The 20,927-nt window shown below is 66.5% G+C and carries 26 protein-coding genes; 17 read left to right on the top strand and 9 right to left on the bottom strand.

The window, feature by feature from the left end:
• Positions 1 to 2 precede the first annotated feature (2 nt).
• The gene (locus tag EJI00_RS15580) at positions 3 to 506 is read right to left on the bottom strand and encodes an outer membrane protein assembly factor BamE (RefSeq protein ID WP_126748410.1); all 504 of its coding nucleotides are present in this window, start codon (positions 504 to 506) and stop codon (positions 3 to 5) included.
• 39 nt (positions 507 to 545) lie between these two features.
• Between EJI00_RS15580 and EJI00_RS15575 the strand changes: the two genes are divergently transcribed.
• The 7 genes from EJI00_RS15575 (at position 546) to EJI00_RS15545 (ending at position 6,128) form a co-directional block, all read left to right on the top strand.
• Positions 546 to 752, top strand: coding sequence for a DUF3460 family protein (locus EJI00_RS15575; RefSeq protein WP_126748409.1), 207 nt, complete (start codon positions 546 to 548; stop codon positions 750 to 752).
• Between the two features lie 70 nt (positions 753 to 822).
• Complete coding sequence (locus EJI00_RS15570) at positions 823 to 1,659, top strand: segregation and condensation protein A (RefSeq protein WP_126748408.1); 837 nt, start codon at positions 823 to 825, stop codon at positions 1,657 to 1,659.
• Positions 1,660 to 1,691: 32 nt separating this feature from the next.
• Positions 1,692 to 3,275, top strand: a complete 1,584-nt coding sequence (gene nadB, locus EJI00_RS15565; RefSeq protein ID WP_126748476.1) for an L-aspartate oxidase — start codon at positions 1,692 to 1,694, stop codon at positions 3,273 to 3,275.
• 75 nt (positions 3,276 to 3,350) lie between these two features.
• Positions 3,351 to 4,250, top strand: coding sequence for a 3-methyl-2-oxobutanoate hydroxymethyltransferase (gene panB, locus EJI00_RS15560; protein ID WP_126748407.1), 900 nt, complete (start codon positions 3,351 to 3,353; stop codon positions 4,248 to 4,250).
• A 12-nt stretch (positions 4,251 to 4,262) separates the two neighbouring features.
• Positions 4,263 to 5,111, top strand: a complete 849-nt coding sequence (panC, locus tag EJI00_RS15555; RefSeq protein WP_126748406.1) for a pantoate--beta-alanine ligase — start codon at positions 4,263 to 4,265, stop codon at positions 5,109 to 5,111.
• Positions 5,108 to 5,746: a 7-carboxy-7-deazaguanine synthase gene (gene queE / locus EJI00_RS15550; RefSeq protein WP_126748405.1), complete on the top strand. Its 639-nt coding sequence runs from the start codon at positions 5,108 to 5,110 to the stop codon at positions 5,744 to 5,746. The genes panC and queE overlap by 4 nt, the downstream gene beginning before the upstream one ends.
• A 19-nt stretch (positions 5,747 to 5,765) precedes the next feature.
• Positions 5,766 to 6,128 carry a 6-carboxytetrahydropterin synthase gene (locus tag EJI00_RS15545; RefSeq protein ID WP_126748404.1) on the top strand — a complete coding sequence of 121 codons (363 nt, stop codon included), beginning with the start codon at positions 5,766 to 5,768 and terminating at the stop codon, positions 6,126 to 6,128.
• A 42-nt stretch (positions 6,129 to 6,170) separates the two neighbouring features.
• Here the strand turns inward: EJI00_RS15545 and nadA are convergent, their stop codons facing one another.
• The 6 genes from nadA to EJI00_RS15515 all read right to left on the bottom strand — a co-directional run bounded on the left by nadA (position 6,171) and on the right by EJI00_RS15515 (position 10,538).
• The gene (gene nadA / locus EJI00_RS15540) at positions 6,171 to 7,292 is read right to left on the bottom strand and encodes a quinolinate synthase NadA (protein WP_126748403.1); all 1,122 of its coding nucleotides are present in this window, start codon (positions 7,290 to 7,292) and stop codon (positions 6,171 to 6,173) included.
• Positions 7,293 to 7,303: 11 nt separating this feature from the next.
• Positions 7,304 to 8,182: a carboxylating nicotinate-nucleotide diphosphorylase gene (nadC, locus tag EJI00_RS15535; protein WP_126748402.1), complete on the bottom strand. Its 879-nt coding sequence runs from the start codon at positions 8,180 to 8,182 to the stop codon at positions 7,304 to 7,306.
• Between the two features lie 25 nt (positions 8,183 to 8,207).
• On the bottom strand, positions 8,208 to 9,254 hold the full coding sequence (locus tag EJI00_RS15530; RefSeq protein WP_126748401.1) for an NAD(P)H-dependent glycerol-3-phosphate dehydrogenase: 1,047 nt from the start codon (positions 9,252 to 9,254) through the stop codon (positions 8,208 to 8,210).
• A gap of 24 nt (positions 9,255 to 9,278) precedes the next feature.
• Entirely contained in the window at positions 9,279 to 9,743 is a 465-nt protein-coding gene (gene secB, locus EJI00_RS15525; RefSeq protein ID WP_126748400.1) for a protein-export chaperone SecB, read from the bottom strand.
• 127 nt (positions 9,744 to 9,870) lie between these two features.
• Positions 9,871 to 10,131, bottom strand: a complete 261-nt coding sequence (grxC, locus tag EJI00_RS15520; RefSeq protein ID WP_126748399.1) for a glutaredoxin 3 — start codon at positions 10,129 to 10,131, stop codon at positions 9,871 to 9,873.
• A gap of 20 nt (positions 10,132 to 10,151) precedes the next feature.
• Positions 10,152 to 10,538: a rhodanese-like domain-containing protein gene (locus EJI00_RS15515; RefSeq protein ID WP_409514025.1), complete on the bottom strand. Its 387-nt coding sequence runs from the start codon at positions 10,536 to 10,538 to the stop codon at positions 10,152 to 10,154.
• 105 nt (positions 10,539 to 10,643) lie between these two features.
• On the opposite strand from EJI00_RS15515, the gene gpmA reads away from it, so the two are divergent.
• The 3 genes from gpmA to EJI00_RS15500 all read left to right on the top strand — a co-directional run bounded on the left by gpmA (position 10,644) and on the right by EJI00_RS15500 (position 13,792).
• A complete protein-coding gene (gene gpmA, locus EJI00_RS15510; RefSeq protein ID WP_126748397.1) occupies positions 10,644 to 11,387 on the top strand; it encodes a 2,3-diphosphoglycerate-dependent phosphoglycerate mutase in 744 nt (247 codons plus the stop codon).
• Positions 11,388 to 11,491: 104 nt separating this feature from the next.
• Positions 11,492 to 12,934 (top strand): S41 family peptidase, encoded by a 1,443-nt coding sequence (locus tag EJI00_RS15505; protein WP_126748475.1) that lies wholly within the window; start codon positions 11,492 to 11,494, stop codon positions 12,932 to 12,934.
• 96 nt (positions 12,935 to 13,030) lie between these two features.
• Entirely contained in the window at positions 13,031 to 13,792 is a 762-nt protein-coding gene (locus EJI00_RS15500; protein WP_126748396.1) for a HesA/MoeB/ThiF family protein, read from the top strand.
• 43 nt (positions 13,793 to 13,835) lie between these two features.
• Here EJI00_RS15500 and EJI00_RS15495 read toward each other — a convergent pair whose 3' ends face one another.
• Positions 13,836 to 15,845, bottom strand: coding sequence for an AsmA family protein (locus tag EJI00_RS15495; RefSeq protein ID WP_126748395.1), 2,010 nt, complete (start codon positions 15,843 to 15,845; stop codon positions 13,836 to 13,838).
• Positions 15,846 to 16,079: 234 nt separating this feature from the next.
• Between EJI00_RS15495 and EJI00_RS15490 the strand changes: the two genes are divergently transcribed.
• Positions 16,080 to 16,484 carry a response regulator gene (locus EJI00_RS15490; RefSeq protein ID WP_126748394.1) on the top strand — a complete coding sequence of 135 codons (405 nt, stop codon included), beginning with the start codon at positions 16,080 to 16,082 and terminating at the stop codon, positions 16,482 to 16,484.
• Between the two features lie 67 nt (positions 16,485 to 16,551).
• On the opposite strand, the gene EJI00_RS15485 is transcribed toward EJI00_RS15490, so the two are convergent.
• Positions 16,552 to 17,184, bottom strand: coding sequence for a response regulator transcription factor (locus tag EJI00_RS15485; RefSeq protein ID WP_015866882.1), 633 nt, complete (start codon positions 17,182 to 17,184; stop codon positions 16,552 to 16,554).
• Positions 17,185 to 17,315: 131 nt separating this feature from the next.
• On the opposite strand from EJI00_RS15485, the gene EJI00_RS15480 reads away from it, so the two are divergent.
• The 6 genes from EJI00_RS15480 to EJI00_RS15455 all read left to right on the top strand — a co-directional run bounded on the left by EJI00_RS15480 (position 17,316) and on the right by EJI00_RS15455 (position 20,892).
• Positions 17,316 to 18,635 carry a CHASE3 domain-containing protein gene (locus EJI00_RS15480; RefSeq protein ID WP_126748474.1) on the top strand — a complete coding sequence of 440 codons (1,320 nt, stop codon included), beginning with the start codon at positions 17,316 to 17,318 and terminating at the stop codon, positions 18,633 to 18,635.
• A gap of 206 nt (positions 18,636 to 18,841) precedes the next feature.
• Positions 18,842 to 19,006 (top strand): DUF1328 domain-containing protein, encoded by a 165-nt coding sequence (locus EJI00_RS15475; protein ID WP_126748393.1) that lies wholly within the window; start codon positions 18,842 to 18,844, stop codon positions 19,004 to 19,006.
• 57 nt (positions 19,007 to 19,063) lie between these two features.
• On the top strand, positions 19,064 to 19,438 hold the full coding sequence (locus EJI00_RS15470) for a hypothetical protein (RefSeq protein ID WP_126748392.1): 375 nt from the start codon (positions 19,064 to 19,066) through the stop codon (positions 19,436 to 19,438).
• Between the two features lie 35 nt (positions 19,439 to 19,473).
• Positions 19,474 to 19,857 (top strand): phage holin family protein, encoded by a 384-nt coding sequence (locus EJI00_RS15465; protein WP_126748391.1) that lies wholly within the window; start codon positions 19,474 to 19,476, stop codon positions 19,855 to 19,857.
• Positions 19,844 to 20,338 (top strand): hypothetical protein, encoded by a 495-nt coding sequence (locus tag EJI00_RS15460; RefSeq protein ID WP_126748390.1) that lies wholly within the window; start codon positions 19,844 to 19,846, stop codon positions 20,336 to 20,338. Before EJI00_RS15465 ends, EJI00_RS15460 begins: the two co-directional genes overlap by 14 nt.
• A complete protein-coding gene (locus EJI00_RS15455; protein WP_126748389.1) occupies positions 20,335 to 20,892 on the top strand; it encodes a bacterioferritin in 558 nt (185 codons plus the stop codon). Before EJI00_RS15460 ends, EJI00_RS15455 begins: the two co-directional genes overlap by 4 nt.
• Positions 20,893 to 20,927: the final 35 nt, after the last annotated feature.

The following is a 20,927-nucleotide window of genomic DNA, read 5'->3' as shown; positions in this document are numbered from 1 at the left end:
TCTCAGTTCGCCTCGGTGCTCCGGTCGGGCGACGACCCGCTGCGCACCACGCGCTGGTCGTCGTTGAGCGTGGCGGTAAACACCATGGGCGAATTCGGGGGCTGGACCCAGCGCCATTCCCATTCGGTTTCGCGCCGGAGCGCGTAGGGCGTGACCTTCGCAGGCTTTCCGAGCAGCTTGCGCAGGTCTTCCATCATCATGCCCGGCTGCACCTTGGCAAAGTTCTCGGGCGTGAGCACCTGGCGCAGCGCGCTCATCTTGCCGTCGGCGCCGATGGTGATCATGTAGTTTTTCTGGCCCTGCGGCTGGCGGTTGTACTCGAGCACGCGGCCATTGGGCACGTCCCAGATGTTCTCGGGCTCGCCGAACCGGGCGCGCACATCGGCCTCGGTGGACACGCCCTCCTCCAGTTCGTCGATGCGCTGCGGGTCGCATCCCGCAAGCCCCATAACCACCGCCAGCAAGGCCGCTGCCGTGCCGATCCGCCACTGTTGTCGTCGCTTCATGCCATCCCCGGTAAAATTCGCGCTACAAAGGTCCAGTCTATGTCCATTTTCCGCCGCCCCCACTACACCTCCGAGATCACCAGCTTCATCGAGGAGATGAAAGAAAAGAAGCCGACGCTGGAAGCCGAACAGCGCGCCGGCCGGGCCCTGCTGTGGGACAAACACCTCGACCGCAGCTTGCTCGAGGAATACAGCGAAGCCCGCGTGCCGCAGCAGCCGTACGTCTACCAGACCCAAAGCAAGTAATGGTGCCCAGCCGGCACCCATCGTTGGCCGTCATCGCGCCCGCAGCTATTGAAATGATAGCAAGCGCGCAATGAAGGACAACGAGGACAACGACACGCTCGTGGCCAGCATGCCCGAGGTGGTCGACCAGGTCGCGCTCGCCAGGCTCTATGGCGAGCCGTTGTTCGCGATGCCGAAGGACCTGTACATCCCGCCCGAGGCGCTGCAGGTTTTTCTGGAGGCCTTCGAAGGCCCGCTGGACTTGCTGCTTTACCTCATCAGGAAGCAGAACTTCAACATCCTCGACATCCCGATGGCGGGGCTCACGCGGCAATACCTGAGCTACGTCGACGAGATTCGCCAGACCAATCTGGAGCTCGCGGCCGAGTACCTGCTGATGGCCGCGATGCTGATCGAGATCAAGTCGCGCATGCTGCTGCCGCCCAAGAAGGTGGCGGAAGGCGAAGAGGCCGAAGACCCGCGCGCGGAGCTGGTGCGCCGCCTGCTCGAATACGAGCAGACCAAGCTGCAAGCCGCCTCCATCAGCGCCATGCCGACCTACGGGCGCGACTTCTGGAAGGGGCAGGTCTACATCGAGCAATCGCTCAAGCCCCGCTTCCCCGACGTGAACGTGGTCGAGCTGCGCGACGCGTGGGCCGACATCATGAAGCGCGCCAAGCTCATTCAGCACCACAAGATTTCGCGCGAGGAACTCAACGTGCGCGAGCACATGAGCATCGTGCTGCGGCACCTGCAGGGACAGCGCTTCGTGGAATTCGAAAAGCTGTTCGACGTGTCGCGCGGTGCGCCGGTGCTGATCGTCACCTTCATCGCGATGCTCGAGCTCGCGAAAGAAACGCTGATCGACATCACGCAGGCCGAGGCCTTCGCTCCCATTTACGTCCGACTGGCCTACTCGCCGGCCTGACCTTACCGGTTTCCGTCCCCGTGAACTCCGCCGTGCGCGACTTCGACGTCCTCATCGTCGGCAGCGGCCTCGCAGGCCTCTCGGCGGCGCTGCACCTGGCGCCGACGCACCGCGTGGCGGTGCTGACCAAGCGCGCACTGAACGACGGCTCCAGCGCCTGGGCGCAGGGCGGCATTGCGGCCGTGCTGGCCGCGGGCGACAGCTTCGATGCGCACGTGGAAGACACGCTGGTGGCCGGCGCCGGGCTCTGCGATCCCGAGGCCACGCGCTTCGTCGTCGAGCATGCGCCCGAAGCCATCGACTGGCTGCGCGAACTCGGCGTGCCGTTTTCCGCCGAAGCCGACGGTGGGCTGCACCTGACGCGCGAAGGCGGCCACAGCCAGCGCCGCATCGTGCACGTGACGGACGCCACCGGCGCGGCCGTGCAGCAGACGCTGATCGAGCGCGTGCGCCGCACGCCGAGCATCACCCTCTTCGAGCACCACACGCTGGTCGACCTGATTACCGGGCCCAAGCTGGGGCTGGACGACCCGGCTTGCCTGGGCCTGTACGCGCTCGACGACGAAACCGACGAGGTGCTGAGTTTTCGCGCGCCGCACACCATCCTCGCGACGGGCGGCGCCGGCAAGGTCTACCTGTACACGACCAATCCCGACACGGCCACCGGCGACGGCATTGCGGCGGCCTGGCGCGCGGGCTGCCGGGTGTCGAACATGGAGTTCATCCAGTTCCACCCCACTTGCCTGTACCACCCGCACGCGAAGTCTTTCCTGATCAGCGAGGCCGTGCGCGGCGAAGGCGGGCTGCTGAAGCTGCCCGAATCGGCGGGAGGAACGCGCTTCATGCCCAGGCACGACGAACGCGCCGAACTCGCGCCGCGCGACGTGGTGGCGCGCGCCATCGACTTCGAAATGAAGAAGCACGGGCTCGACTGCGTGTACCTGGACATCTCGCACCAGAGCCCGGCGTTCCTGAACGAGCACTTTCCCAACATCCTCGCGCGCTGCGCCGAACTGGGCATCGACATCACGCGCGAGCCCATCCCGGTGGTGCCGGCCGCGCATTACACCTGCGGCGGCGTGCTGAGCGACCTGGCCGGCCGCACCGACGTGCCCGGCCTCTACGCCATCGGCGAAACCGCCTGCACCGGCCTGCACGGCGCCAATCGCCTGGCGAGCAACTCGCTGGTCGAGTGCATGGTGTTCGCGCGCGCCGCGGCCGGTGCAATTGCGGCGGCCCCGGGGCGCGCCGGCGTTGCATTGCCCCAGTGGGACGATAGCCGCGTGACCGACGCCGACGAGGCCGTGGTCATCTCCCACAACTGGGACGAGCTGCGCCGCTTCATGTGGGACTACGTGGGCATCGTGCGCACCAACAAGCGGCTGGAGCGCGCGAGCCATCGCATCGCGCTGCTGCAGGCCGAGATTCACGAGTTCTACGCCCACTTCCACGTCACGCGCGACCTGCTGGAACTGCGCAACCTGGTGCAGGTGGCCGAACTCATCGTTCGCTCGGCGCAGGCCCGCCACGAAAGCCGCGGGCTGCATTTCAGCCGCGACTATCCTTCGCTCGCCGAGCCCTGCGCGCCGACGGTACTGACGCCGCCGGTCCGCTGACCGCCCCACCCGCTTTCAACTTTTTCTTCATTCAAGGATGCCCGGCCACCGACGCCCGCAGGGAGAAACCCAACCATGTCGAACACCACAGCAACCCCTTCCGAAACGCCAGCGGCCGCCACGCCCTACGGCACGCTGCCCTCGGCCTCGCTGCCCGCATCGCGCAAGCCCGTGAGCCTGCCGCGCCTGGCCGACATGCATGCGCGCGGCGAGAAGATCTCGATGCTCACCGCCTACGATGCCACCTTCGCGGCCATGGCCGATGCGGCAGGTGTCGACTGCCTGCTGGTCGGCGATTCGCTCGGCATGGTCTGCCAGGGCCTGAACAGCACGGTGGGCGTGAGCCTGGACACCATGCGCTACCACACCGACAGCGTTTCGCGCGGCCTGCGCCGCGTGCAAGGCACGGCCTGGCTGATTGCCGACCTGCCCTTCGGCAGCTACCAGGAATCGCGCGAACAGGCGCTCGCCAGCGCCACGGTGCTGATGCAGGCCGGCGCGCACATGGTCAAGCTCGAAGGCGGCGGCTGGACCACCGAGACGGTGCGCTTCCTGGTCGAGCGCGGCATTCCGGTTTGCGCCCACCTGGGCCTCACGCCGCAGACCGTGCATGCGCTGGGCGGCTATCGCGTGCAGGGCAAGGGCGATGCGGCCGGCGCGCTGCTGAAGCAGCATGCCCACGCATTGCAGGATGCCGGCGCCACGATGCTGGTGCTCGAGATGGTGCCGGCCGCGCTGGCCGCGGAGCTCACGGATGAACTGAAGCACTGCGCCACCATCGGCATCGGCGCGGGCAAGGGCACCGCCGGCCAGGTGCTGGTGTTGCACGACATGCTGGGCATCAACCTCGGAAAGATGCCGAAGTTCGTGCGCAACTTCATGGCCGACGCGCCGGGCGTACTGCCCGCCCTCAAGGCCTACGTGCAGGCCGTGAAAGACGGCAGCTTCCCCGACGATCGACTCCACGCCTGGTAAGGAGCACAGACCATGTACATCGCACACACCATCGCCGAGCTGCGCAGCCATCTGGCCGCTTTCAGGCACCCCGCGTTCGTTCCCACCATGGGCAACCTGCACGACGGCCACCTCGCGTTGATCAAGCAGGCCAAGCCGCTGGGCGACGTGACGGTGGCGAGCATCTTCGTCAACCGCCTGCAGTTCCTGCCGCATGAAGATTTCGACACCTATCCGCGCACCTGGGACAGCGACTGCGAGAAGCTGCGCGCGGCCGGCTGCGACGTGCTGTTCGCGCCCGACGAAAAAGCGCTCTACCCCGAGCCGCAGACCTGCAAGGTGCACCCGGATCCGGCACTGGCCGACATCCTCGAAGGCCACTTCCGCCCGGGCTTCTTCGTGGGCGTGTGCACGGTGGTGATGAAGCTCTTCCAGTGCGTGCAGCCGCGCGTGGCCGTGTTCGGCAAGAAGGACTACCAGCAGCTGATGATGATCCGCCACATGGTGCGGCAGTTCGCACTGCCCATCGAGATCGTCGGCAGCGAAACCTTCCGCGCAGACGACGGCCTCGCCCTGTCGTCGCGCAACGGCTACCTGAGCGAGACCGAGCGCGCGGAGGCCGTGCAGCTCTCGAAGGCGCTAAAGGCCATGGCCGCAGCCGTGCAAGCCGGCGAACGCGATTTGGCCGCAATCGAAGCGCGGGCAATGCAGACGCTGACAGAGCGCGGCTGGCAACCGGACTATCTTGTATTGCGCCGCCGCGCCGATCTGCAGGCGCCCACTTTCGGGCTGACTGGCGAACCGCTCGTGGCGCTGGCCGCGGCACGGCTGGGCGGCACGCGGCTGATCGACAACCTCGAAATCGAGGCGCCGGCTTCATGACCTACAGCGTCAAGGAAATCTTCTACACCCTGCAGGGCGAAGGCGGCCAAGCGGGCATGCCGGCCGTGTTCTGCCGCTTTGCGGGCTGCAACCTGTGGACGGGCCGCGAGGAAGATCGCGATACGGCCGTCTGCCGTTTCTGCGACACCGATTTCGTGGGCACCGACGGCACGCTGGGCGGCAAGTTCAAGAACGCCGAGCTGCTGGCCGACACCATCGCCGCGCAATGGCCGGCCGGCGATGCCGAGCACCGCCTGGTGGTGCTCACCGGCGGCGAGCCGCTGCTGCAGGTGGACGCCGCACTGGTCGACGCGCTGCATGCACGGCGCTTTCGCATTGCCGTGGAAAGCAACGGCACGGTCGCCGCGCCCGAAGGCATCGACTGGCTCTGCATCAGCCCCAAGGCCGGTGCACCTTGGGTCCAGCAGCGCGGACAGGAGCTGAAGCTGGTCTGGCCGCAGACCGAATTCGACCTCGACACCATGGCCCGCACCGGCGAGTTCACGCACCGTTTCCTCCAGCCGATGGACGGGCCCGACCGCGTGGCCAACACCGAACTGTGCATTGCCGAATGCATGCGTCAGCCCGTGTGGCGCCTCAGCGTACAAACCCACAAGATCACCGGTATCCGCTGAGCGCGGAGAGACTTTCCAGATGCGATTCACCATCAGCCAACGCTTTTTCTTCGACGCCGCCCACACCCTGAAGCGCGACATCGAGGTCGAAGGCAGCCGCCGTATTCACGGCCATACGTACCACGCCGAAGTGTGGCTTGCGGGCCAGCGCGATCCGGTCACGGGCATGGTGGTCGACCTGGGGCTTCTGCGCCGCCGGCTGGACGAGGTGCGCGAGCTGCTGGACCATCACTTGCTGGACGACGTGGCGGGGCTGCATCCGCCGACACTGGAAAACCTGTGCCTGTTCATTGCGGACGCGCTGCCGGAATTTCGCCCCTCGCTCGCGCGGGTGCGTGTGTGGCGCGAGGCGCTGGGGGACAGCTGCACGCTGGAGTTTTGAGGTCTGTTGCTCCCTCTCCCCTCGGGGAGAGGGAACAACACCTCAGGCGGCGCCGATGCCTGCCACCAAGCTTCCGGGCGCCTGGCCGTTCTTGAGGCCCGCAGTAGACGCCAGCATCCGATCGATCGGCACCCGCGCCTGCAGCCCGAGCGCCGGATCGACCTGAATTTCGCCCGCGCCGGTTTCCAGCGCATTCGCCAACTCCGCGAGCCCATTCATTGCCATCCACGGGCAATGCGCGCAGCTCTTGCAGGTGCCGCCATTGCCGGCCGTGGGCGCCTCGATGAAGGTCTTTTCCGGGTTCAGCGTGCGCAGCTTGTGCAGCATGCCGCTGTCGGTGGCGACGATGAATTCCTTCGCGTCCATGCGCCGTGCCGCATTCAGGATCGCCGAGGTCGATCCCACCGCGTCGGCCAGTGCGATCACGTCGGCCGGCGACTCCGGATGCACCAGCACCTTCGCGGCGGGGTGCGCCTTCTTGAGCAGTTCGAGTTCCAGCGCCTTGAACTCGTCGTGCACGATGCAGACGCCGTTCCAGCTCACCATGTCGGCGCCGGTCTGGCGCTGGATGTAGTCGCCCAGGTGGCGGTCCGGGCCCCAGAGAATCTTGCGGCCTTGCGCGTGCAGCGCGCTCACCACGTCGAGCGCGCAGCTGGAGGTGACGAGCCAGTCGGCGCGGGCCTTCACGGCCGCGCTGGTGTTGGCGTAGACGACCACGGTGCGGTCGGGGTGCTGGTCGCAGAACGCGCTGAACTCATCGACCGGGCAGCCGAGATCGAGCGAACAGTTGGCGTCCAGGTCGGGCATGAGCACGCGCTTCTCGGGCGAGAGGATCTTGGCGGTTTCGCCCATGAAGCGCACGCCCGACACCACCAGCGTCTGCGCCGCGTGGTCGCGGCCGAAGCGCGCCATCTCGAGCGAGTCGCTCACGATGCCGCCGGTTTCCTCGGCCAGGTCCTGCAGGTCAGGGTGCACGTAGAAGTGCGACACCATCACCGCATTGCGCTCGCGCAGCAGGCGGCGAATGCGCTCCTTCAGGGCGATGCGCTCATCGGGCGAAGGTTCGGGCGGCACGCGCGCCCAGGCGTGGCGGGTGTCGCAGGCCGATCCGGCTTCTGCCACCGGCTGTTCGTAGTCGACGTCGATGACGAAAGAAGAAGCCACGGCCGCCGCCCTCAGCTTTCCTGGAAGCGCATCGAAAAATCGATGGCTTTCACGTCCTTGGTGAGTGCGCCGACCGAGATTCGGTCTACCCCCGTTTCGGCCAGGGTGCGCAGGCCTTCGAGCGTGACGCCGCCCGATATTTCGAGCACGGCCTTGCGTTCGTTGCCGGCCGCGTCGTTGATGCGAACGGCTTCGCGCAGCGTGGGCAAGTCCATGTTGTCGAGCAGCACCATGCGCGCGCCAGCGTCCAATGCCTCTTGCAGCTGCGCCAGCGTTTCGACCTCGACCTCGACAAAGGCCGCGCGATCCGCCACCGGCGCCACGGCACGCAGTGCCGCGGCAACGCCGCCGGCCGCCGCAATGTGGTTTTCCTTGATGAGCACCGCGTCGTAAAGACCGATGCGGTGGTTCACGCCGCCGCCGGTGCGCACCGCGTACTTCTGCGCCAGGCGCAGGCCCGGCAGGGTCTTGCGGGTGTCGACGATGCTTGCGCGCGTGCCGCGAACGGCGTCGGCATACAGCGCGGTCTTGGTGGCGACCGCACTCAGCAGCTGAAGAAAATTGAGCGCGGTGCGCTCGGCCGTCAGCAGCGCGCGGGCCGAGCCCTCGATTTCGAGCACCGTCTGGTCGGCCGCGCAGCGCTCGCCTTCGCCGCACAGCCACTCGATGCGGGCCTGCGGATCGAGTTGCCGCAGCGTGGCTTCCACCCACGGCGCACCGCACAGCACGGCCGATTCGCGCGCCAGCACGCGGGCGCGGGCCCGGCGGCCGGGGTCGACCAGCGAGGCGGTCAGGTCACCGTCGGCCACGTCTTCCTGCAAGGCGCGTGCGGCGTCGGCCTGGGCCAGCGCGGCCACGGCCGGCGCCGAAAAATCAAAGCGAGGGCTCATGGCTCTTTTTGTCTCTTCCGTCTTGTCAGGGTGAACCGCGGGACCCGTGCGCCCGGACGGTTTCAGGCACCGGATCGCGGCCGGTGAGCGAGGCGACGGCTTCCCGCGGGCTCACCCGGCCGTCGAGCAGCGCAACCACGCCTTCGGCAATGGGCATTTCCACGCCCAGGCCGCGCGCGCGCTGCACCACGGTGCGCGCGCAATACACGCCTTCGGCCACATGGCCGAGCGAGGCGACGGCTTGCGCCAGGGTCTGCCCTTGCGCTAGCAGCAGGCCTACCTTGCGGTTGCGCGACAGGTCACCGGTCGAGGTCAGCACCAGGTCGCCCAGGCCCGAAAGGCCCATGAAAGTCTCGGCCCGCGCGCCGAGCGCCAGCCCGAAGCGGGTCATTTCGGCCAAGCCGCGCGTGATGAGCGCGGCGCGTGCATTGAGCCCCAGCGCCAGGCCGTCGCAAAGCCCGGTGGCAATGGCCAGCACGTTTTTCACCGCGCCGCCCACCTCGACGCCGACGATGTCGTCGTTGGCATAGACGCGCAGGGCCGGGCCGTGGAAGGCATCGACCAGCGCATCGCGCACCGCCGCATGCGGGCTCGCGGCCACCAGCGCGGTGGGGCGGCCTTCGGCCACTTCTTGCGCGAAGCTCGGGCCGCTGAGCACGCCCGCTATCAAATCTGGAGCGACCTGGGCCCAGATCTCATGGGCGAGCAGGCCGAAGGAAGTGGGGGAAGAAGCGTCGAGCGCGGGCTCCACGCCCTTGCAGAGCCACGCAACGGGCACGGTGCAACCGCGCAGCGCAATGAGCTGTTCACGAAGGGCCGCCATGGGCGTGGCCACGATGACGAGGTCGGCGCCGGCATGCGCCTGGCCGATGTCGCCGGCCCGCACCCCGAGCGAGGCCGGCAGCGCCAACCCCGGCAGGTAGCGGCTGTTTTCGCGCCCCTTCGAAATGGCATTTGCCTGGGCGGCATCGCGCGCCCAGAGCGTGACCTCGTGGCCGACGGCGGTGTTGAGGGCCGCATTGACGGCCACCGCCGTGCCCCAGGCACCGGCGCCATGAACGCAGATCTTCATCGGCGTTGGCGGCGTTGTGCCGGTTTACTGTGCGAGCGTCGGGGCGGGCTGGCCGGCGGCCTGCGCCTGCTGCTGCTCGTACATGGCCTGGAAGTTGATTTCCGCCAGGTGCACGGGCGGGAAGCCGCCGCGCTGGATCACGTCGGCCACGTTGCCACGGAGGTACGGGTAGACGATCTGCGGGCAGGCAATGCCGAGGATCGGGCCCATCTGGTCTTCGGGCAGGTTGCGGATCTCGAAGATGCCGGCCTGCTTGGCTTCGACCAGGAACACGGTCTTGTCCTGGATCTTGGTCTGCACGGTGGCCGACACGGTGATCTCGAAGATGCCTTCAGCGACCGGCTGGGCGTCCACGCCGAGCTGGATGTCGACCGTGGGCTGCTCCTGTTCGAGCAGGATGCCGGGCGAATTGGGCTGTTCGAGCGACAGGTCCTTGAGGTAGACGCGCTGGATCTGGAAGATGGGATCTTGGGCTTGCTGGTCGGCCATGGCTGAACTTTCGAGAATCAAAACAATGCCCGCCGGGGAGAGGTTCCCGCAGCGGGCTGCAGATGAATGAGCAGGCGATTATCGCCCGGCGCCCGGACCGCTTCCGTGACACCCGGCTGATTCGTCTTCAGGCGGCTTGCAGCAGGGGCACCAGGCCGCCACGGCTATCGAGCGCCATCAGGTCGTCGCAGCCGCCCACGTGGGTGTCGCCGATGAAAATCTGGGGCACCGTGCGGCGCTGGGTGATTTCCATCATGGTGCTGCGGGCCTCGGGATCGGTGTCGATGCGAATTTCTTCGATCTCGTCGACGCCCTTGGACTTGAGGATCTGCTTCGCACGAACACAGTACGGGCAGAACGCGGTGGTGTACATCTTGACGGCTTGCATACGCTGTACCTTGGGAAGACTTAGGCTTTTTCAACCGGCAGGTTAGCCTCTTTCCACGCTTTGAGGCCGCCGGAGACGGCTTGGGCCTGCTCGTAACCGAGTTTCTTGGCCATGGCCACGGCGCGCTGGGCGCGGGCTCCGGTGGCGCACACCAAGAGCAGCGGCACATTCTTGTTCTTGACCGTGCCGGTCAGCTTTTCTTCCAGCAGGTTCAGCGGCACGTTCTTGGCACCGATCATGTGGCCGGTGGCGAACTCTTCGGGTTCGCGCACATCCACCAGCACCGCGCGTTCGCGGTTGATGAGGTGCACCGCGCCCTGGGCCGTGAGGGTGCCGCCGCCGGCGCCGCCGCGAATCAGCGGCCAGGCCAGCATGCCACCCGAGCTGAGTGCAATCAGGATCAGCATCCAGTTCGCGGTGACGAATTCGATCAATTTCACGGGGGTTCCTTGGATGGCAAACCCGGGATTTTAGAATGCTGGTTTTCCCAAGCGCTGCCAAAGGCCTCCCACATGCACAAACTGGTACTGATCCGCCACGGCGAATCGACCTGGAATCTCGAAAACCGCTTCACCGGCTGGACCGACGTCGACCTGACCGAAACCGGCATCGAGCAGGCCAAGCAGGCCGGCCGGCTGCTCAAGGCCGAGGGCTACGACTTCGACGTGGCCTACACCAGCGTGCTCAAGCGCGCCACCCGCACGCTCTGGCACACCCTCGACGAACTCGACCGCACCTGGCTGCCCGTGGTGCACTCGTGGCGCCTGAACGAGCGCCACTACGGCGCCCTGCAGGGCCTGAACAAGGCCGAAACCGCCAAGAAATACGGCGATGAGCAGGTGCTGGTCTGGCGCCGCAGCTACGGCACCCCGCCGCCGGCCCTGGAAGCCGACGATCCGCGCAGCGAACGCAGCGACGTGCGCTACGCCAAGCTCTCGCCCGAGCAGATTCCGCTGACCGAGTGCCTGAAGGACACGGTGGCGCGCGTGCTGCCGTTCTGGAACGAATCGATGGCGCCGGCCATCCGCACCGGGCGCCGCCTGGTGGTGGCCGCGCACGGCAATTCGATCCGGGCGCTGGTCAAGTACCTCGACGGAATTTCGGACGACGCGATCGTCGGCCTGAATATTCCCAACGGCATTCCGCTGGTCTACGAGCTCGACGACGACCTGAAGCCCCTGCGGCACTACTACCTGGGCGACGCCGCAGCCGCCGAAAAGGCCGCCGCGGCGGTTGCCTCGCAAGGCAAGGGCTGAAGAATTAAAACCCCTCGGCCGCGCTCCCCCGTGGAACCCCGGCAGGCAATTTGCTTCCAAGCTGTGTATATTGGTTCGACAGCCGACAAGGACAATCACTCATGATGGGCCACAAATTGAAGATTACCGGCTGGGTCGCCGCCGGCGCCGTTGCCGGCGTCTTGACCACCGTCTCGTTGCAGACGGTCGCACGCGGCTCGCTCGCGCCGCTCCCGCTCGAGGAATTGCAGCAACTCGCCGCCGTTTTCGGCATGGTCAAGAGCGACTATGTCGAACCCGTCGATGAGAAGAAGCTCATTTCCGACGCCATTTCCGGCATGGTGGCCGGCCTCGACCCGCATTCCCAGTACTTCGACAAGAAGTCCTTCAAGGAATTCAGGGAAGGCACGACCGGCCGCTTCGTCGGCGTGGGCATCGAAATCTCGCAGGAAGACGGCCTCATCAAGGTGGTGTCCCCCATCGAGGGCTCCCCGGCTTTCCGTGCGGGCCTGAAGCCGAACGACCTGATCACCAAGATCGACGACACGGCCGTGCGCGGCCTGTCGCTCAACGAGGCCGTCAAGCGCATGCGCGGTGAGGCCAACACCAGGGTGCTGCTGACCATCTTCCGCAAGGACGAAAGCCGCACCTTCCCGGTGACGATCACGCGCGAGGAAATCCGTACCCAGTCGGTGCGCGGCAAGGTGATGGAGCCCGGCTACGGCTGGATCCGCCTCTCGCAGTTCCAGGAACGCACGGTGGACGACTTCGTGAAGAAGGTCGAGGAAATCTACAAGGAAGACCCCAACCTGAAGGGCCTGGTGCTCGACCTGCGCAACGATCCCGGCGGCCTGCTCGACGCGGCGGTGGCCATCTCGGCCGCCTTCCTGCCCGAGAACGTGACCGTGGTCTCCACCGACGGCCAGCTGGCCGAAAGCAAGTCGGTCTACAAGGCGGCGCCCGAGTTCTACCAGCGTCGCTCCGGCAGCGACCCGCTGCGCAACCTGCCCGCGGCCCTGAAGACCGTGCCGCTGGTGGTGCTGGTGAACGAAGGCTCGGCCTCGGCCAGCGAGATCGTCGCCGGCGCGCTGCAAGACCACAAGCGCGCCACCATCATGGGCAGCCAGACCTTCGGCAAGGGCTCGGTGCAGACGGTGCGCCCGCTCGGCCCGGACACGGGCCTGAAGATCACCACGGCGCGCTACTACACGCCGAGCGGCACCTCGATCCAGGCCAAGGGCATCGTGCCCAACGTGCTGATCGACGAGAGCGCCGAGGGCAGCCCCTTCGCCGCCCTGCGCATGCGCGAGGCCGACCTCGAAAAGCACCTGGCCAGCGGCCAGGGCCCCGAGACGAAGGACCCGGAACGCGAAAAGGCCCGCGACGAAGCCCGCAAGCGCCTCGAGGAAGAAGCCAAGAAGCCGCCGCAGGACCGCAAGGTGCCCGAGTTCGGCACCGACAAGGATTTTCCGCTGATGCAGGCGCTCAACCGCCTCAAGGGCCAGCCGGTGCTGGTCAGCAAGACGCAGGTCATCGTCGACAACAAGGAAGAGAAAAAAGAGAACTGATCGGGAGCTCGGCGCTTTCAGATCCGGAAATACCGCGGAACCGGCGCTGCCGGGCCGCGGTATTTTTTCGTTTGGCACAAGCCGGGGTGAGCCACCATGAACGACGACGACCTGCTGCGCTATTCGCGCCATATCCTCCTCGAAGAATTCGGCATCGACGGCCAGGCGCGCGTCAGCGCCGGCCGCGCGCTGGTCATCGGCGCGGGCGGCCTGGGCTCGCCGGTGGCCCTGTACCTTGCTGCGGCGGGTGTCGGGCACGTCACGCTGGTGGACGACGACGAGGTCGACCTGACCAACCTCCAGCGTCAGGTGGCCCACACCCATGCGCGGGTGGGCAGCCTGAAGGTCGAATCGGCCGCGCAGGCCATGCGCGACATCAATCCCGGCATCTCCATCGAAACGCACGCCACCCGTGCCGACGAGGCGCTGCTGTCGCGCCTGGTCGGGGCGGCGGACGTGGTGATCGACTGCTGCGACAACTTTGCGACGCGGCACGCGGTGAACCGCGCCTGCGTGGCGCAAGGCAAGCCGCTGGTGGCAGGCGCCGCCATCCGTTTCGACGGCCAGTTGAGCGTCTACGACACGCGCGACGAAGCGTCTCCCTGCTACGCGTGCATTTTTCCGCCCGATGCGGCCTTCGAGGAAACGCTCTGCGCCGTGCTCGGGGTGTTCGGTCCCGTGGTGGGCACCATCGGCACGCTGCAGGCGAGCGAGGCGCTCAAGCTGCTCGCGTGCATCGAGCCGTCGCTGGCAGGCAAGCTGTTGATGTTCGACGGGCGCCGCACGGCATTCGACACGCTGCAGATTGCGCGAGACCCGCATTGCAGCGTGTGCGCGCATCGCGCGGGCGCCGCCTGAGGGCACCTCGCTCCTTCGGCGCCCTCCTGGTCTCTTCCCGGCCTCAGCGCTGCTTCGCGCCCTTGGCCTTTGCCGCGCCGGCGGCTGCGCCGGAGCCGGGCTTGTTGGCCTGCGACAGCACGCCCTTGCAGTCCGCATCTTCGCCCGGCCCGGTCTCGATGGTCGCCGCCAGCGCCAGCAGCGGGTTGAGCGCGCCCAGCACCAGCGCTGCCAGGCCGCGTTCCGCCAGCGGAACCACCTGAACCCCGCCGGACGGCGAACCGAAGGTGCCGCCGATGACCAGCGGCGTGCGCAGCGAGAGGAAGCTCGCGTCCTTCGGCTCGGGCCGCACCACGAAGTCGAGCTTCTCGGTTGCAAGGTTGGCCTGGCCGGTGGCATAGAAGACGGTGTCGGCGGTGTCGAGCACCACGCTGCGGCTGGTCATGACGCCCTTGTTGACGTCGAACGCCATCGCGGCGCAGCGCAGTTCGACGTTCTGGTCGCCGCGCAGCAGGAACTTGATGATCTCGGCGCCGTCCAGGCCCATGAATTCAAGCAGCAGGTTGCTGAACCGCCCGCGTCCGGTCAGGGCCGCCACGTCGCCCGAGGCGCCGCCGAGCCAGCTGGCCACCGAGTTGCCCCGCCCCGAAAGATTGACGCGGCCGTCGAGCCGGCTGAAGCTGCTGCGCATGGTCTCGATCTTCGGCACCACGCGGTTGAGCTGCATGTTGCGCAGGTCGAGCGAGGCGCGAATGTCCGCCGGGTTCTGGGTCGCGTCGATGCGGATCGCGCCGGCCAGCTTGCCGCCGGCCACGCCCAGGTCGAGCGGGTCCAGGGCGAGCACGCCGTCGGTCAATTTAACCTGCACGCTGCCGCGGTCGAGCGGCACGTCGCGCACATTGCGGATGCGATCGGCGGTGTATTTCACGTCGGCGTTCATCGCGCGCAGGCGGTCGAAGTCGAGCGTTGCGGTGGGCAGCACCTTGTCGCCCGCCGCCCGCTTCGCCTGCTTGATGGTGGGTGGCGGCGCCACGCCTTCGACCGCCTTGGCCGAGCGCTCGGTGGGCGGCAAGCCGATGAGGGGGCCCAGGTCGTCCATGTCCATCAGGCGCGAGCGCAATTCCCCCGCGAGGCGCGGCAGCTTTCCGGCCTGGTCGAAGCGCATGTCGCCGGCAATGTCGGAAAGGCCGAGCCTGCCCTTGAGCCCCGCCACTTCCCACAGCTTGGCGCGCTTGCGCAGGTCGCCGCTCAGCGCATAGGGAGAGGTCTCCGGCAGCGCGATGCCGAGCAGCGGAAACAGGGCACCGAGCGTCTGGCCCTTGAGTTCGAACTTCGCGTCGATGCCATCGAGATCGGCGAAGTCGGTCACGGTGCCTTCGGCCTTGAAGCGGGTCTGGCCCGCCGCGGCATTGATCTCCATCGGAAAGGGCTCCTGGCCCGCCGACTTGAGCTGGAGCACGTTGCCCGTGCGCCCCTCGGCGGTCAGCGGCTGGCCCTTGTAGCGCCCCTTGATGTGGTAGCTGAGCGGCAGCGTGCCGCGGCTCGTGTCGTAGCTCACGTCGGCATGCAGGTCGACACCCAGGTGCGTGGCGAGAAAATCGATCGTGCCGTTGTCGACCTGCATCAGCCCGATGTCGGGAACGGTTCCAGGATCGGAGGTGTCCTTGCCGAGCGCCCATGTGCGGCGTCCATCCGGCTCCATCTGGAGCCCCAGCGTGGGCGAAAACAGTGCCAGGCGCGGAATCACGATCTTCTGCGTGAGCAGCGGCCACAGCCGGATGTCGAACTCGGCGCGCTCAGCCTTGACCAGGTAGGGATCGCGGGCCCATGTGGGATTGGCGAACTCGATGCCGTCGACCTTCACGGTGGCGCCACGCAGCCCCACACCGACATCGAGCCGGCGGGTGATCTCGAACTTACGCCCCGTTTTCTCGCTGACGTAGCGGTTGATCGGCTCGCGCAACGTGTCCCACGGAAAGAACGCGACCACCACCGCCAGCGCCGCGAACAGCAGCACGAAAGCCGCAAGCAGCTTGAGCCAGAGCGGTCGGTTGCGAAGGACGTTCGTCGCCATGGAGTCTGGATATACCCGCCCTTCGATGGCCCGGGTCGGCAATGAACCGCAGAAACCGTGAGGCATTGCCTACGGAAGGGCGCCGCGTGGCCGCCTCGTCGGAACCCGCCTACAACACACATCCTCCGAACCCTGCATGATGCGGGCCGGCGACGCCGCAATCTTCGATGCGCAGCAAATCGCCAGCAGGGGCGGTCGCGAAGACACCTGCCAACAGAGGAAGCGCGGTTCGGCATGGATACCAGATTGCAGACATACATCGTCGAAGACAACCTCACGATCCGTGAAAACCTCATCGGTACCCTGGAAGAACTCACCTGCACGACGGTTGTCGGCTTTGCCGAGACCGAGGCGCATGCGCGCCAATGGCTGCAGGACCACAGCGACGAGTGGGACCTGGCGGTGGTCGATCTTTTTCTCAAGCAGGGAAGCGGCCTGGGCGTGCTCCAGGCCTGCATCTCGCGCCGGCCGAACCAGAAGGTGGTGGTGCTCAGCAACTACGCAACGCCCGACATCCGGCGGCGCTGCGCCGAGTTCGGAGTGGATGCGGTGTTCGACAAATCGAATGAGATCGACGCGCTGGTCGACTTCTGCACCCTGGAGGCGGTGGCCCATCGCCCCGCCACCGGCACGGAATGAAAAAGAGGCAGAAGAAGCCCCGCCGGACCTCCCCGCCTCCTTCTTCAGCCGCCGGCAGAATCTTTTCTCAATCGATCAGCTTGTTCTTCAGCGCGTAGTACGTGAGGTCGCTGTTGGAAGACAGGTTCATCTTCTCCATGAGGCGCGTGCGGTAGGTGCTCACGGTCTTGACCGACAGCGACAGCGTCTTGGCAATGTCTCCGGCGGTCTCGCCCTTGGCAAGCTTGAGGAACACCTGGAATTCGCGTTCCGAGAGCTGCTCGTGCGGCGCGGCGTCATCCTTGCGGTCGAGCTGACGGGCGAGCAGTTCCGCCACGGCCGGCGTGATGTAGCGGCGGCCCAGCGAGATGGTGCGGATCGCGTTGACGATCTCCATCGGGTCGCACTCCTTGTTGAGATACCCGCTTGCACCCTGGCGAATGAGGTTCATCGCGTAGTGCTCTTCGGGGTAGCCGCTGAGGATGAGAATGCCGACGTCCGGCGCCTTGGCGCGGATCATGGCAAGCGCGTCGATGCCGCTCTGTCCCGGCATGGAAAGGTCCATTACCAGCACGTCGAGTTCCGTAGTGCGCACCAGCTCGATGGCCTCGCGCCCGCTGGCGGCCTCGCCGGCCACGCGCAAGTCCACGTGCTCGGAGAAGAACTGCCGCAGGCCCGAACGCACGATAGCGTGGTCGTCCACAATTCCAATTTTGATCATCTGTTACTTTCTTCGTTGTGTTGCGACCTAGGAAGTCGCAACATGCCGATCCCCTGATTGTTGTCAATTATTCACGAACTTGTGCGGAAAGCACCTTTGAAAGTTTCATGTACTGGCTAGCTCCTCCAAAAATGGCCGTGAGCCTGCTGCTCGCGGCGCTGGCTGCGCTGGCCCTCGTCGGCATCAACGAGGCCGGCTACCGCCAGTCGACCCAGGCCCTTGCGAACATCGACGAGGCGCAAAAAGTGCGCGCCACGATCAACCTGATCCTGCAGAGCATGCTCGATGCCGAAACCGGACAGCGAGGCTACCTCCTGACCGGCGAAACCAGCTACCGGCAACCCTACGACACGGCCGTCAAGCAGGTCGATGGATACCTTGCCACATTGCGCCAACTTTACGCCGAACGGCCCGCCGAGCGTACCCAATTGGCGGAGCTCTCCAAGCACGTGCTGCGCAAGATAGCCGAAATGGACATGAGCGTGCGCCTGCGGCAGGACGGCAAAGAGGATGCCTGGAAGTTCGTCATCACCACGGACGTGGGGCGCGAGGAAATGGACGCCATCCGCAAAAGTGCCTACGACCTTGTGGCGGCCAGCAACAAGACCCTGCAGGAAAGCCAGGTGCAGGTGATGAAGTCGCTGCGGCTCTCGCGCATCGGCACCGCCATCGTGGCCCTTGCCGCCCTCATCGCGTTCTTCCTGTACCTGCGGCAGACGCATGCACTGCGCTCCATTGGCGAGCGCCAGCAGGAAACGCTGCAGCGCGAGCGCAACGCGCTCGAAGACGAGGTGCGCGAACGCACGGCCTCGCTGGCCGAGCTGGCCACCCACCTGCAGGACGTGCGGGAGACCGAGCGCGGCTATCTCGCGCGGGAGCTGCACGACGAACTCGGATCGCTGCTGACCGCGGCCAAGCTGGACGTGGCCCGCCTCAAGTCCAGGCTGCTGGAGGCGCCGGACGCCACCCAGCGGCTGCAGCACCTGACCGAGCTGCTGAACAGCGGCATTGCGCTCAAGCGCCGGATCATCGAGGACCTCCGGCCGTCGTCGCTGTCGAACCTCGGGCTGGTGGCGTCGCTGGAAATCCTCGGACGCGAATTTGCCGAGCGCTCGGGCATCCAGGTGCAGATGGCGCTGGAGCCAGTGACCATGGACGAATCGCGCCAGCTCACCATCTACCGCATGGTGCAGGAGAGCCTCACCAACATCGGAAAGTACGCCGAAGCCAGCGAGGCGACGATCGTGCTGAAGAACTACGAGAACCACGTGATCGTGGAAGTTGCCGACAACGGCAAGGGATTCGACCCGCAACGCATCCACCCTTCGACGCACGGCCTCGCGGGCATGCGGCACCGGGTGGAGGCCGCACGCGGCAAGCTCACGATCTCTTCGACGCCGGGCCAGGGCACGCGCCTGAGCGCGATGCTGCCGGTCGTCAAGCCGCTCTGAGGCACAGCCGGCTGCGCGGCCGGCGCGAACGGCGGCGCCCGTGCACGGCAGGTGAAGGGGGAACTCGGTCGTCTCCTACGTTCCCCGCGCCCAGCCGCTGACAGGGCCTTGCAGGGGCGCCACTTAAGGTTGCTCCTGTGCCGTTCATTTCATCTTTTTTGAACGCGCAGTCCCACAACAACGAGCGAAGTCTCGAAGGAGTCCACATGTTGCATTACACGGTGGTGTTTCTGGTCATTGCGCTGATTGCCGCGGTGTTCGGCTTCGGCGGCATTGCCGCCAGCGCGGTAGGAATCGCCAAGATCCTTTTCGTGATCTTCGCCGTACTTGCCATTGCCAGTTTCCTGGCCGGCGTGCTCAGGCGCAAGTAGCTTAGTTACGATCAACAGCCTCCCGCAATTCATCTCCCCGGAAAGGAAATTCTCATCATGAACACGACCAAGACTCCCTCACAACTCGCCGACGACGCACGCCAGACCGCCAACGAGGCTGTCGAGTCCACCCGCGCCTACGCACAGAACGCGGTGAATGCGGCCGGCGAGAAGGTCCGCGAACTGCGCCGCGACGCGGAACCGGCTGTCGAACAGCTGGCGGCACGCGTGCAGCAGGCCGTGCAGCGCGGCCTCGACGCCGCTTCGACCACCAGCGCTCGCGCACAGCGCCGCCTGGAGCAGGCAGCAGACGTCACCGGCCGCTACATCTCCGACCAGCCCGTGCGTTCGGTGCTGATTGCTGCGGCAGCCGGCGCGGCAATTACCGCACTCATCGTGCTGGCCAGCCGCAGCCGCCGGGACGAATACTGATCGGCTGACGCCCCGTTCCACCGATTCCGCGCACCATGCTTCATCCGATTTTTTCCACGGTGCTCGGGCATCCGGAACTCATCGCCGAACACGCCGCCAACTACGCCGCTCTTGTCAGGCAAGAAGCCTCCGAGGCGGGGCACGGGCTGGTCGCCCGCATTGTTGCGGGCGCGGTCGCCGCCGCGAGCGCCATGCTGGCGCTCGGGCTCATCGGGGTTGCGGTGTTGATGGGCGTGCTGCATGGCAGCTTCCATTGGGTGCTCGTGGCGGTGCCGGGCGTTGCGCTGGTGATCGCCGGGATTTGCGCCTGGGTGGCAAGCCGGCCGTTCCCGGGCTATGCGTTCGACGATCTTCGCGCCCAGGTCGACGCAGACCTGCAGGCATTGCACGAAGCAGGAGCTCGCCATGAACGCCGCTGACCGCAGTTCGCTCACGCCGCAGGAGCGCCTTGCGCTTTCGCGCCGTGCACTCGTGCGGCATTTGAACGGCGAAGACGACGAGCCGCGCGACAGCCGCCACGGCAGGCGGTACGCGGCGCAGGAAGACCATCCGGAGATGTACGCCGCAGACGGCGCGCAGCAAGAGACGCCTCCTCGCAGCAGCCGCCATCGGTGGACGTCGATGGCGCGCAGCATGACCGAGCGCTGGTGGCGCCGGCACCCCGCCCATGCGGTGGGCCAGCTCGCACGCCCCTTGCTCGAGCACTATGCGCGCAAGGAGCCGGCCAAGCTCATGGCCATTGCTGCCGCCACGGGCGCCGCCATCGTGTTGATCAAGCCGTGGCGCCTGCTCTCGTTCACGGCAGTGCTGGCGGCGGTGCTCAAGACATCCGATGTGGCAGACGTCGTCAACACGTTGATGCATCAGAAAAACACCAGCCCACGAAAGGACCCTCCATGAATGCGAACTCCCCGGTTACCAACCCGGCAAAGCACGAGCACCTGGTGCTCGACGAAAAAGCCATCGAGGCGGCGGCCAACAGCCTCGACGAAGGCGCGGTCACGCCGAGCTACGGCCCTTGGCGCGACGATGTCGTGAAGCTGCTGAACGATGCGCTCGCCACCGAGCTGGTGTGCGTGCTGCGCTACAAGCGCCACTACTTCACCGCCAGCGGTGTGTCGTCGCCTGCCATTGCGGAAGAATTCCTGGTGCACGCCAACGAAGAGTCGGCCCACGCCGACCGCATTGCGGAACGCATCGTGCAACTGGGCGGCGAGCCCGACTTTGCCCCCACCCACCTGCTCGAACGCAGCCACGCCGGCTACGACGAATCGACCGACCTGCAGGCCATGGTGCGCGCCAACCTCGTGGCCGAGCGCATTGCGGTGGAAACGTACCGGCAGATGATCGCGCTGATCGGCGACAAGGACCCGACCACCCGGCGCATGCTGGAAGACATTCTTTCCGACGAGGAAGAGCACGCGGACGAGCTCAAGGACTGGCTCGGCCACTGATCTTCACGAGCCCTCGCGAGGGCTCTGCAACAAAA

It is taken from the genome of Variovorax sp. DXTD-1, from assembly GCF_003984625.1.
Taxonomy (GTDB): domain Bacteria; phylum Pseudomonadota; class Gammaproteobacteria; order Burkholderiales; family Burkholderiaceae_C; genus Variovorax.
The sequence above is the reverse complement of the archived record's forward strand: the minus strand, read 5'-3'. Positions and strand labels throughout refer to the sequence as shown.